This is a genomic window from Pelosinus sp. sgz500959 (assembly GCF_042610375.1).
Taxonomy (GTDB): Bacteria; Bacillota; Negativicutes; order DSM-13327; family DSM-13327; genus CTSoil-075.
Genome location: NZ_JBGJZL010000008.1, coordinates 211130 through 224517, shown reverse-complemented (window position 1 = coordinate 224517; position 13388 = coordinate 211130). Strand labels below are relative to the sequence as shown.

Sequence of the window (13388 nt, the reverse complement as noted above, 5' to 3'; positions counted from 1 at the left end):
CAACCCTTTATTTTTGTCGATTTTTAAGAGGATTTATACCATCTATTCGAGAATAGTATACAATTAAGCCAAAAAATAATGTAAAATAATCTGTACACACATTATTTTGAATAATTTTTACTGTTATACATATTATTTTAAAAAAATGGAGGCAATATGCCAAAAATACGCAAGGTGTGGCGAGTGATACCATCGAATGATACATTAAAAAAAGAAATGAGCGATGGTTTAGGAATTTCTAAGATTATTAGCCAGGTGCTCATTAATCGTGGTATTACTGATAAAGACATTGCTAATGATTTCTTATTTGGTGGATCTGAAAAATTGGGAGATCCTTACTTATTAAAGGATATGGAGAAAGCTGTTGCTCGCATATCTAAGGCGATTGATCAGAAAGAACAGATTATCGTATATGGAGATTATGATGTTGATGGTATGACATCAAGTGCTTTATTAGTTAAGGTGTTGACTGATTTAGGTGGAATTGCTGATTATTATATTCCAGATCGGCAAACTGAAGGTTACGGGCTTAACGGTGATGCACTAAAATTTCTTGCTGATACAGGCACTGAACTTTTGATTACTGTAGATTGTGGTATTAGTGCTGTTTTAGAAATTGAAAATATAAAAAACCAACTTGATATCATTATTACAGATCATCATCAACCTCCAGAACAACTGCCAGATGCCTATGGAATTATCAATCCTAAACAAAAAGAGTGTCACTATCCTGATAAAAATTTAGCAGGAGTTGGTGTTGCTTTCAAGTTATGCCAGGCATTATGGCAAAAGTATCATGGACGCGATCATGTATTTTTAAATTATATGGATATTGTTGCCATAGGGACAGTTGCAGATATTGTTTCACTGACTGGGGAAAATCGTATTTTGGTGAAATTAGGTCTAGATGCAATTGCCAATACGAGTAATATTGGTTTGCAGGCATTAATGGAAGTTTGTGCTATTGATAAAAAACAAATTGATACAGGTAAGATTGGTTTTGGTATTGCACCACGTCTTAATGCCGTTGGCCGTATGAGTAGTGCAAATCATGGGGTTGAATTATTGATTACCCAAGATCGAGAAAGGGCTCAAGAATTGGCAGTCTACTTAAATGATGAAAATACCCAGCGGCAGGCTGTGGAAAAAAAGATTCAAGAGGCTGCGGAACAATTGGTTTCCGAAATCGATGTTAGGGATGCGAAGGTTTTAGTATTAGTTGGCGAGAATTGGCATTCAGGAGTTATTGGGATTGTGGCTTCTAGGTTGGTCGATAAGTATTATCGTCCTGTGATTATGATTAGCATAAAAGATGGTGTGGGTAAAGCTTCCTGTCGTAGTATTCCTGCCTTCGATATCTATGATGCCCTGCACCAATGTTCAGATCTATTGGTACAATTTGGTGGACATCGTCAAGCGGCTGGCTTGAGTATTTTGCCTGAACATATTGATGAACTACGTACAAGGTTGACAACCATTGCGACGAATTCCCTTACTGCAGAAGATTATATACCTATATTGACAGTCGATTCTGTTGTATCTTTGCCGGAAATGAATACAGATTTTTTAAAACAGTTAGAGTGTCTTAAGCCTTATGGTATGGGTAATCCAAGTCCTATTTTTGCTTGTAAAAATTTAGATTTAAAAGATATACGCACTTTGGGCCAAGAAGCGCAGCACTTAAAACTAAAAGTCGCTCAAGAAAATTGTATTCATGATGTTGTTGCTTGGCGATTAGGTGAATTGGCTGAGAGTCTGCAGAATAAAAGTAAAATTGATATTGCTTTTTTCCCTGAAGTTAATGAGTGGCAAGGACGATCTACGATTCAATTACGTGCTCATGATGTACGAGAATTTGAGATGACAGAATTAGATCAATTGTATGTCTTACATCATGGTCATCATCAGCTACAAAATTCTTATGAAGATTGTTTTGCAGATGGTAAAGGTTGGAGCTCTTCTAATCATAACGTTAAGCTACAGGATGTTCGTGGCATAAGTGATAAATTAGGATATATACTAAAAATCATCACACAACAGGAAAAAACAATGATTATTCTTCATACACCGCAAGAAGTGTATGAATTAGCAAATAAAATACGAAGTTCCTTGCCAATGTATAAAGAGCAAATCGGTATTTATCACTCTGGATTACACGCTACATGGCAAAAAAAGATTGAAGAGTGGTTTAAAGAAGATCGTCTGAATGTAGTCATTTCAACAAATCTATTTAATGAAAAATGTGATATAAAAGACATTCGACATATTATATTATACAGTTTGCCTTTCAATATGCAGAGCTTCATTCAACAGTGCCAATTAGCTGGGCGTGATGGAAAACCTAGCTCCGTTCATTTATTGTTTGATGGTCATGAACGTGATCGGAATCAGTTATTATTAGCAGAAATTCGACCAGAACGCATTGTAGTAGGTCAGGTGTATCTGGTCCTCAAAAAGCATCATGACTCTATCACTGACGAGCAGATTTCTGCTTTAATTCGAGAAAAATATCAAGTTGTTGTAAGCCCATATTCTGTGAGGGTTGCGATTCAAATCTTAATTGAGCTAAAGTTGTTACAATGTGCAATAAAAGGGCATACAAGGAATATACATTTATTACCGCAACCAGAGGAAAAGCTTGATATTGAGCAGTCAGTAACTTTTCGGCAAGGTTTGCTCAACAAGGCTGAATTTATAAAATTTGTTGAAGAAATAATGGATATATCATCCAATGAATTGGTAGCTCAGATCAATTAATTATAGTTTTTTAATAATGAAGGAGGTTTATTTTATGGATTTTAAAGAGAAAATTAGAGTGGTGCTTGATTTCCCGACACCGGGTATTCGTTTTAAAGATATTACTACATTACTAAAAGATGGGGATGCTTTTCATCAAGCTGTTGATGTATTGGCAGAGCCTTTTAGAGATAAAAAAATTGATTTGGTTGTTGGTCCAGAAGCAAGAGGGTTTATTGTTGGCGTACCTGTTGCTTATACGTTACGAGCAGGTTTTGTACCGGTGCGGAAACCAGGTAAATTACCCGCTGAAACCCTCACACATGAATACAAACTAGAATATGGAACAGATTCTTTGCAGATACATAAGGATGCCATTATTCCTGGACAAAGAGTTCTCATTGTTGATGACTTATTGGCCACTGGTGGTACAATTAAAGCCACAGTTGATATGGTCGAAGCTTTGGGGGGAGTCGTTGTTGGTCTTGCTTTCTTAATTGAATTATCATATCTTGAAGGACGCAAAAAAATAGGAAATCATTCGATTATATCATTACTAAAATATTAAGTAGAATACATCATTATTTTTAATAAGTTCTACTTATCATTTGGCATTCAGTCGATATCATATTAAAAATAGTTATTGCAGACGATAGTGTAGTGAGGTGTACATATGGGTAATGAAACTCAGACTAATATCCAAGAGATTATCGATAAAATACGTTCATATCAATATGATGCTCCTATTGCGATAGTGCAACAAGCATATGAACTTGCCCGTAGTGCTCATGAAGGCCAAGTACGAGCCTCGGGTGAAGAATATATTTGTCATCCACTCGGTGTGGCAAAAATTCTAGCAAACTTACAAATTGACGCATTGACAATCAGTGCCTCCCTATTACATGATGTGGTCGAAGATACTACATTCTCTCTCAATGATTTAGAAAAACTATTTGGCAAAGAAATTGCTATGTTAGTTGATGGTGTGACTAAATTAAGTCGTATTGAATATAAATCAAAAGAACAACAACAATTAGAAAATTTTCGCAAAATGTTTTTAGCAATGGCAAAAGATATTCGTGTTGTTTTAATTAAGTTAGCTGATCGTTTGCACAATATGCGAACTCTTAAACACATGCCTGAACATAAACAACGGCGAATTGCACAAGAGACACAAGAAATATTTGCCCCTCTGGCTCATAGATTGGGTATTTCCAATATCAAGTGGGAATTAGAAGATTTAGCATTTCGCTATTTGGAACCGGAAAAATATTATGAGTTAGTTGAAAAAGTCAAACAAAAACGTCGTGAACGGGAACAAATTATTACGGAAGCAGTACGGATTTTGTCAGAGCGGTTAGGGGAAGTATCCATTAAAGCTGATATACAAGGTCGTCCTAAGCATTTCTATAGTATTTATAAAAAGATGTTAAAGGGAAATAAAGACCTGAGTGAGATTTATGACTTATCAGCCATACGCATTTTAGTCGACACTGTTAAAGATTGTTATGGGGCATTAGGAGTGGTACATACACTGTGGAAACCTTTACCATTGCGTTTTAAAGATTTCATTGCCATGCCTAAATCCAATATGTATCAGTCTCTTCATACAACAGTGATTGGGACTGAAGGGCATCCTTTGGAGATTCAAATCCGCACGATGGATATGCATCGTACATCTGAATACGGTATTGCGGCTCATTGGCGTTACAAAGAAGGCGCAAAGGGGGCGAATAAGGATTTTGATGAAAAATTGACATGGCTTCGTCAATTAACAGAACAAGATTCTCGTGATCCTGGTGAATTTATGGAATCAGTAAAAATGGATATTTTTAATGATGAAGTATTTGTATTCACGCCCAAAGGGGATGTCATTGACCTGCCAGCTGGTTCCATTCCAATTGACTTTGCTTATCGGATTCATACTGATATTGGCAATCGTTGTGTTGGTGCTAGAATCAATGGTAAAATAGTACCATTGGAATCTAAATTAACAAATGGTGATATTGTTGAAGTCATTACTACGAAGCAAGGGAATGGTCCTAGTCGAGATTGGCTCAATATTGTGGGTTCGTCAGAGAGTCGTAATAAAATTCGCCAATGGTTTAAAAAAGAAAAACGTGAAGAAAATATTAGCAAGGGCCGAGAATCACTTGAAAAAGAAAGTAAAAAACTTGGTTACGATTGGAAAGAACTAACAAAAGGTGATCGGTTAACAGACGTTGGCAAAAAATTTAACATACAAAATGAAGATGATTTGATGGCCGCTCTTGGTTTTGGCGGTGTAACTCTTCATGGTATTATGACAAAATTGATTGAGGCGCATAAAAAAGAAATTCGGAGTACGACTCCACCTGATGTGTCAAAATTATTAGCTAAGCTGAAGCCAAATCCGACCAAAAGCAAAGCTGACCAAGGTATTTTAGTGGAAGGTGAAGCTGGCGTGATGGTCAGGTTGGCTAAATGTTGTAACCCAGTACCTGGTGATGCGATTATCGGTTATATTACGCGAGGCCGTGGAGTCTCTGTTCATCGTGCTGATTGTACAAATGTATTAGTTAGCCAGGGAGAATATGAGCGTATGATTGAAGTCTACTGGGATCTAGCAATAGGAAATTTATATCAAGTGACTGTTGAAGTGACTGGGGCAGACCGTCCAGAATTGATTACTGATGTCATGATGGTCTTATCAGAAAGTAAGATCAAAATTAGTTTTCTAAATGCTAAAGTCGGTAAAGATAATATGGCCGCCATTACGTTAACCCTTGATATTACAAACTTGAATCAACTAGAACATATTATGATGAAGATGCGACGGGTTAAAAATGTATATAGTGTACACCGTGCAGCACCGAGTTTGGGAGGAACTTCATGAGAGCCGTTGTTCAACGTACAGCACACTCAAGTGTGACTGTTGATGGCCAAAAGATTGCTGCGATTGATCAAGGATTAACTGTGTTACTTGGAGTTGGTCAAGATGATAGGGAGGAAGATGCTTCTTATTTAGCAGAAAAAATTGTAAATTTACGTATCTTTTCAGATGCTGAGGGCAAAATGAACTTATCCCTGTTGGATATAAATGGTGATTTGTTAGTGGTATCTCAATTTACCCTATTTGGTGATTGTCGGAAAGGCCGCCGTCCTAGTTTTGCTGCGGCAGCACCTCCACAGGTTGCTGAGCAGTTGTATGAATATTTTATGGAACGATGCAAAGCGTTTGGTGCAAAGGTTGCCAGCGGGAAATTTCAAGCAGAAATGGTGGTCGCTCTCGATAATCATGGACCCGTCACCATATTACTTGATAGCAAACGTATTTTTTAGGAGTGAATGATGGTATGAAGATTATAAGAATGGAAGTTGGACAACTGGGGGCCAATTGTTATATTGTATATTGTGAAAAAACATTAAAAGGTGCAGTAATAGATCCAGGTGGTAATGGAAAAGAAATTGTTGATCAGCTTAAGGCGAAACAAATTGAGCTTGTGTATATTTTCAATACCCACGGACATGCAGATCATATTACTGCAAATGATGATGTCAAGAGAGCAACAAGTGCTTTAGTATTGATTCATAGTGCTGATGCAAATATGCTCATTAGCCCTCAAGGTAACCTATCGAGCTATATTGGGAATCAACTAGTCTGTGAACCTGCAGATCGTTTGTTACATGATGGGGAGAGACTTACAGTCGGTGAGATTGAATTTGAAGTTATACATACACCAGGTCACACTCTTGGTGGAATCTGCTTAAAAGCCAATGATGTGTTATTTAGTGGTGATACTTTATTCGAACAATCTGTTGGCCGAAGTGATTTTCCAGGTGGTTCTCATAACCAATTGATTAGTAGTATTAAAAATAAGTTATTACCACTTGCTGATCATATAACCGTTTTACCTGGGCACGGTGGGGCAACGACAATTGGTGATGAACGTCACGCTAATCCATTTCTTCAATAAGTTTCGTATACATAGGGGGTATGATGTCGCTTAAATCATATGATTCCTGGCTTAAAGTGGTTATATTATTATTAATTACTTATGTTTTAGTGAATGTTACATCAATTTATTTACCAATTATTGTTTCAATTATTGTGGCATTCATTTTAAATCCATTGGTAAATTATTTTTCACGTTTACATTATTGGCCTACAGGTTTTGAAATCGGTAGAGGTTTTGCTGTGTTACTAGCATTTGCATGTATGATGGTTGTACTTGCTATAATAGGAACCTTTGTATTGCTTCCATTTATGCATGAATTTGATAAATTTATTATTCATTTGCCGGCAATGATCGTGCGAATTCAAGAACTTAGCACAGATATTGGACATCGTGCAAGCTTGCTAGAAATACCATTTAATATTAATACGCTGATTGAACAGACAATAGCAAGTGCGGCCTCTTTTTCTGCGGATTTTGTACGGCGTGTATTGCAAACGATTCTGAGTTTTGCATCTAGTATTGTACAGCTAGTTGTTGTACCTGTCTTAACTTATTATTTTTTGAAAGACTGGCTTATTTTAAAGGAAAAAATCATTCTCATGTTTGCAGTTAACTCTCGTAATAAAGCACGGCAAGTGATTGAAGAAATGGCGAATGTGATTAGTGGTTATATTCGCGGACAAGTATTGATTAGTATTGTGATTGGTGTTATTGTATTTAGTGGCATGTATGCATTGAAGATTGACTATCCTTTAGTACTAGGCCTACTGGCAGCGTGTACAGAAACCATTCCCATTATTGGTCCTATTGTTGGCTCGATACCGGCCATTATGCTGGCATATTTAATTTCACCCACTGTGGCATTTAAAGTCATTCTATTTTATATTATTGTTCATCAATTTGAAAATCATATTGTAGTGCCTAATATAATGGGGCATACAATTGCAGTACATCCTGTGGTTGTGATTATTAGCTTACTGATTGGTGCCCAGTTGTTCGGTATTATTGGAATGATGATGGCTGTTCCGATTGCAGCATTGCTACGAATATTAATTAAACAATTATGGAATATAACAGAAAGATAGGTGGAAATCATGGCAATTGATATGGAGGATATTAGACAAAAATTTCTAGAAAAACAATACAAGCTAACTCCCCAACGTCAGATTGTTTTACAAACGTTTATTGAGCATAGTGACAAACATTTAAGTGCTGAAGATGTACATGTGATCGTTCGCCAACGTTCATCAGAGATTGGTCTTGCGACTGTATATCGGACACTTGAATTATTTAGTGAACTTGAAGTTTTGCAAAAAATGGATTTTGGTGATGGTCGTAGTCGCTATGAACTGAATGAGAAGAGTACTCCTCATCATCATCATCATTTGATTTGTTTAGCTTGTGGTAAAGTAAAAGAATTTGAAGATGATTTGCTAGAAACCTTAGAAACAACAATTTCACGAAAAAGTAATTTTATGATTGTTGATCATCAAGTTAAATTTTATGGATATTGTCAAGAGTGTAAAGGAAATCGTGAAGAGTAAGGATACAGCAAAAAAGGATGATATTGGACGAATACATAGTGTTTAGTATATAATGGATGTCTTCCAGAAAAACAAAAAGCATGGTATCATATTGATAAATATGGATATTCTTGTCTGAATACCAATAAAAGTAAAGATTTTGCGAGAGATTAGAGTCTTTACCGATCATAAGGGGGAAGTTTATGTTAATAACAGGTCCACGCGGGACTAAAGATATCTTGCCTGATGTCAGTGGGAATTGGCAATATATTGAGAAAACAGTGCGGGATATTTGTAGCTTATATGGATACAAAGAAATTCGTACGCCAATTTTTGAACATACTGAATTATTTTTACGTGGTATCGGTGAAACAACTGATATTGTTTCAAAAGAAATGTATACTTTTACGGATCGGGGAGAGCGGAGTTTAACTCTTAGACCTGAAAATACGGCTGCTGTTGTACGTGCTTTTCTTGAACACAAATTATATGCTGAATCTTTATTATCAAAAATGTTTTATATTGGACCTATGTTTCGGTATGATCGGCCACAAGCGGGTCGATACCGTCAATTTCATCAATTTGGGGTTGAAGCATTAGGTTCCAAGGGACCAGCTATTGATGCTGAAGTCATTATTCTTGCAGTACAACTCCTCGAACGCTTAGGTTTAACTGATTTAAATTTATATGTTAATTCCGTAGGGTGTCCAGAGTGCCGACCTGTGTATCGAGAAAAATTACAGGATTATTTACGCGAGAAGACAACGGACTTATGTACTGATTGTCAGTCGCGTTTTGACCGTAATCCCATGAGGATTCTTGACTGCAAAAAAACAAAATGTACGGAAGAATCAGCGGGTGCTCCACACATCGTGGATTGTTTATGTGATGATTGCAGTACTCATTTTGAACAACTAAAATCCTTATTGAGTGCCGCTGGTATTCATTACGTACTGAATCCACGGCTTGTTCGCGGTCTTGACTATTATACTAAAACTGCTTTTGAAATTCAGTACGCGCCACTTGGTTCGCAAAGTGCTGTGTGTGGTGGTGGTCGCTATGATGGTTTGGTTGCTGAATGTGGCGGACAAGCGACACCAAGTATTGGTTTTGCCATTGGTATTGAACGAATCTTGCTAGCTTTAGAAAAGCAAGGATTATTGCCAGACGCATCGAATGAAATTGATGTGTTTGTAGCACCAATCGGCAAAGAAGTACAAGGCATAGCCTTTAAGTTATTATGTGATCTGCGTAAAAATGGTGTAACTGCCGATATGGATTTTATGGATCGCAATATTAAAGGTCAGATGAAACAAGCCAACAAATATCCAGCTCGCTTTGTGGCGATTATTGGTGATGATGAAGCTGCCCAAGGAAAAGTCATGTTAAAAAATATGCAGTCAGGTGTACAAGAATTAGTTGATATTCATGCAGTACAAAATAAGATACAAGTAGAGATGGAGGATTAATATGGATACAATGATTGGTTTAAAAAGGACACACTCGTGCGAGGTATTGAATACAGCGCATGTTGAACAAGAAGTCGTATTATGTGGTTGGGTATCACGTCGTCGTGATCATGGAGGATTGATTTTTCTTGATTTGCGTGATCGTTCTGGTTTAGTGCAAGTGGTTTTTTCTCAAGATGTTGATCCAGAGTCTTTTAAGAAAGCCGAGTCCGTTCGTTCTGAATATGTACTTGCAGTACGGGGAACAGTTAAATTAAGGGATGCTGCTACCATTAATTCAAATATGGCAACTGGTGAAATTGAAGTTGTTGGTACAGAACTTAGAATTTTAAATGCGGCGAAAACACCACCTTTTTATATGCAAGATAATATTGAAATTGATGAAACCCTGCGTTTGAAGTACCGTTATCTAGATTTGCGTCGTCCTGAAATGCAAAGAAACTTGATGCTGCGTCATCGCGTAACAAAAACCATGCGTGACTTCTTTGATAACAATGGTTTTATGGAGATTGAAACTCCAATGTTAACGAAGAGTACACCAGAAGGCGCTAGAGATTACTTAGTGCCAAGTCGTGTTAATCCGGGTAAATTCTATGCTTTACCACAGTCACCACAAATTTTTAAACAATTGTTAATGGTTGCTGGTATGGAACGTTATTTCCAGATCGTACGCTGTTTCCGGGATGAAGATTTACGCGCTGATCGTCAACCTGAGTTCACGCAGCTTGATATTGAAATGTCTTTTATTGATCAAGAAGAAATTTTGACAATGATGGAAAATATGACAGCTAAATTATTTAAAGAAGCAATTGGTGCAGAGGTTTCCACGCCAATCTTGCGAATTAGCTATGACGATGCTATGAATCGTTATGGCTCAGATAAGCCAGATGTACGTTTTGGTATGGAGCTCATTGATTTGTCTGATGCAGTAAAGGGATCAAATTTCAAAGTCTTTGAAACTGTTCTTGCTAGCGGAGGACAAGTAAAAGCTATTAATGTAAAAGGTTATGCTCACGCTCCACGTCGCGAACTTGATGGTTTGATTGACTATGTATCCATTTATGGTGCTAAAGGTATGGCTTGGATTGGTTATACTGCTGAGGGTGTTAAGTCGGCCATTACTAAATTCTTCTCTGACGAAATTATGGAGAATATTGCTAAGACCGCTGGTGTAGAAGAAGGGGATTTACTACTGATTGTTGCTGATAAACCAGGGATTGTTGCTAATGCTTTAGGTCAATTGCGCTTAGAAATGGGTCGTCGTATGAATTTGATTGATCCTGATAAGCTTTCTTTTGTCTGGGTGATCGACTTCCCAATGTTTGAATATGATGAAGAAGAAAAACGTTGGAGTGCTATGCATCATATGTTTACTTCGCCAAGGGATGAGGATATTCAGTACCTAGAAAGTGATCCAGGTCGTGTGAAAGCAAAAGCATATGATATGGTTCTCAATGGTACTGAAATTGGTGGTGGTAGCATTCGAATCTATAATCGTCAATTGCAAGAAAAAGTCTTTTCTGCGATTGGTTTTACAACAGAAGAAGCAATGTCTAAATTTGGTTTCATGTTAGAAGCTTTTGAATATGGCACTCCTCCACATGGTGGAATTGCTTTTGGTCTCGATCGTTTGATCATGTTAATGGCAAAACGTTCTTCCATTCGTGATGTGATTGCTTTCCCTAAAACTCAAAGTGCCACTGATGTCATGACGCAAGCGCCTTCAGAAGTTGACATCAAACAATTAAAAGAATTATCCATTAAAACTGCTGTAGTCGCTAAAGTAAAAGCTTAATAATGGTAAAGAATAATCAGACGGAGTTGGAAAAAAGTACCGTCTGATTATTCTTGCAATTTTCTTTTAAATTTGCTACTATAATAATGACAAATGAATTCCAAGAAAGCCCTACAGTGTACGTATATTGCTAATATGTTTTGATCCAACATATCTTCTGAGGGAGCTTGTACTTTGGTTATGGCATGTATGCCCTTATTTTAAGGGGAACGTAAAATATCCAAGAGAGCACCCACCTGCTTTGGCAGGTTCAAAACAGTGGCATTACGGCATAGTGGGGTTTTTTTATGCTCTTTTAAACACTAACTTCTTTTAGGTTGGTGTTTTTGTTATAACCAGAAATAAATCATTTTTAAATTTTAAATCACTATGATTTCTACTTATATTTTGAATATATCCAAAAATTGAAAATTTATTTTTTAAAATAGAGGAAATATTTGAACTTTATAGAAATATTAAGTAGATAAAGATAGAAATTTATGTAATTATGTCGAAATAAAATATGTTTGCAATGGATGTCGTCATTTTTCATGGCTTAATGAAGAATATTTTTTATAGAAAATATCCATTTAAATTTGAGGAGGCAATGAGTATGTTCGGAAGAAAGAAAAAATTTGTAGCGGTTTTAGGATCTTATTCTGGTACTAATCGAGTTGCAAAAACTTTTTTATCATTAGATAATGAATCTGTCGGATATTTAGCAGCTCTTCGTCCTATTATAGAAGAAAATCTAACTCAAATTACTGATATTTTTTATGAAAGTATTACTAAGTCACCAGAAGTAGCAACATTTATTAAAGAAAAATCATCGATTGAACAATTAAAAAAAACTTTTAGAGAATTTTTAAAATATTTCTATGAGCCTAATATTACTCCCCAATATATCAGTAGAGTACAGCATATTGGTGCTATCCATCATAAAATTAAATTGCCCGCTGAATGGTTTATATTGGCCTTTGGTGCCTTAAAACGTTCAATTTTTCCTTTTATTATTCAGGCTTATGAGTCAGATACACCATATATGCGAAAAGTGGTGCAGGCTTTTGATCAACTTTGTCAGCTAATTCAAGCAGAAGTCAACCAATCTTTTATTGAATCCTATGCGACGGGCCTTAATGAAAAAATAAAAGCAGAAGAAATGCTTTTAGATCAACAACAAGCAATCTTTGCAAGTGTTCAGGATGCTTCTCAGACTCTTGCAGCTGCAGCAGAAGAAACGAATGCTTCTGCAAGTCAAATGTCGCAAAGTGTATATAAAATTCGAGATGCCTCTGCAATGGTTAAACAAGAGGCTAATCAAGCCCAGTTAACAGCGACAGAGGGAGAAAAGGTAATCAAAGATACTCGTATACAGCTATCCGATATGATTGATCTAAATTTGGAAGTTCAAAAGAAAGTCGAGTTATTAAATGTTGCTTCTAAGTCTATGGCAAATATGATTCAAACCATTACAAGTATTGCTGATCAAACCAATCTACTTGCTTTGAACGCTGCAATTGAAGCCGCGCGTGCTGGTGAAGCTGGTCGAGGATTTGCTGTAGTCGCCGATGAAGTTCGTAAACTAGCAGAGCAGAGTCGATCGGCTGCTAATGAAGTTGGTGAGTTAATTAGAAAAAATAATGAATCAACGGATGAAGTTGTCAATAGTATGGCCAAACAAGCTGTCACGATGGAAAAAGTGGGAGATTCTGTGAAAGATAGCGCTGAACATATGACATTAATTACTCAGTTTATAGCCAGTAATTATACTCAGGTGGACAGTATTAATTTGGCCGTATCAGATCTTGCCGAAACATCAGAAGAGATTGATAAAGCATCTGATGATGTAGCAAATGCCGCCATTGATTTATCGAAAATGGTCATCAAATAATATATGATAAAAAAATAGCCATAACTCTTGTGATGCAAGTGTTGTGGCTATTTTCCT

10 protein-coding genes and 1 other RNA gene are annotated in these 13388 nt (G+C 36.6%); all 11 read left to right on the top strand.

The features are described 5' to 3' along the window. Positions 1 to 156: 156 nt before the first annotated feature. The 11 genes from recJ (at position 157) to ACAN52_RS14395 (ending at position 13331) form a co-directional block, all read left to right on the top strand. Positions 157 to 2757 (top strand): single-stranded-DNA-specific exonuclease RecJ, encoded by a 2601-nt coding sequence (gene recJ, locus ACAN52_RS14445; RefSeq protein ID WP_378955616.1) that lies wholly within the window; start codon positions 157 to 159, stop codon positions 2755 to 2757. Between the two features lie 34 nt (positions 2758 to 2791). After that, positions 2792 to 3304 carry an adenine phosphoribosyltransferase gene (locus tag ACAN52_RS14440; protein WP_378955615.1) on the top strand — a complete coding sequence of 171 codons (513 nt, stop codon included), beginning with the start codon at positions 2792 to 2794 and terminating at the stop codon, positions 3302 to 3304. A gap of 105 nt (positions 3305 to 3409) precedes the next feature. Further along, positions 3410 to 5611, top strand: a complete 2202-nt coding sequence (locus ACAN52_RS14435; protein WP_378955614.1) for a RelA/SpoT family protein — start codon at positions 3410 to 3412, stop codon at positions 5609 to 5611. After that, positions 5608 to 6057 carry a D-aminoacyl-tRNA deacylase gene (dtd, locus tag ACAN52_RS14430; protein ID WP_378955613.1) on the top strand — a complete coding sequence of 150 codons (450 nt, stop codon included), beginning with the start codon at positions 5608 to 5610 and terminating at the stop codon, positions 6055 to 6057. The genes ACAN52_RS14435 and dtd overlap by 4 nt, the downstream gene beginning before the upstream one ends. Before the next feature lie 14 nt (positions 6058 to 6071). Then, entirely contained in the window at positions 6072 to 6692 is a 621-nt protein-coding gene (locus ACAN52_RS14425; RefSeq protein ID WP_378955612.1) for an MBL fold metallo-hydrolase, read from the top strand. A 20-nt stretch (positions 6693 to 6712) separates the two neighbouring features. After that, a complete protein-coding gene (locus tag ACAN52_RS14420; protein WP_378955611.1) occupies positions 6713 to 7759 on the top strand; it encodes an AI-2E family transporter in 1047 nt (348 codons plus the stop codon). A 9-nt stretch (positions 7760 to 7768) separates the two neighbouring features. Beyond that, positions 7769 to 8218, top strand: coding sequence for a Fur family transcriptional regulator (locus ACAN52_RS14415; RefSeq protein WP_378955609.1), 450 nt, complete (start codon positions 7769 to 7771; stop codon positions 8216 to 8218). A 182-nt stretch (positions 8219 to 8400) separates the two neighbouring features. Continuing rightward, positions 8401 to 9666, top strand: a complete 1266-nt coding sequence (hisS, locus tag ACAN52_RS14410; RefSeq protein ID WP_378955608.1) for a histidine--tRNA ligase — start codon at positions 8401 to 8403, stop codon at positions 9664 to 9666. Position 9667: 1 nt separating this feature from the next. Further along, positions 9668 to 11461: an aspartate--tRNA ligase gene (gene aspS, locus ACAN52_RS14405; protein ID WP_378955607.1), complete on the top strand. Its 1794-nt coding sequence runs from the start codon at positions 9668 to 9670 to the stop codon at positions 11459 to 11461. Between the two features lie 105 nt (positions 11462 to 11566). After that, positions 11567 to 11746, top strand: a non-coding RNA gene (ssrS, locus tag ACAN52_RS14400) — 6S RNA. A 307-nt stretch (positions 11747 to 12053) separates the two neighbouring features. Continuing rightward, entirely contained in the window at positions 12054 to 13331 is a 1278-nt protein-coding gene (locus tag ACAN52_RS14395) for a methyl-accepting chemotaxis protein (protein ID WP_378955606.1), read from the top strand. The last annotated feature ends 57 nt before the right edge of the window (positions 13332 to 13388 follow it).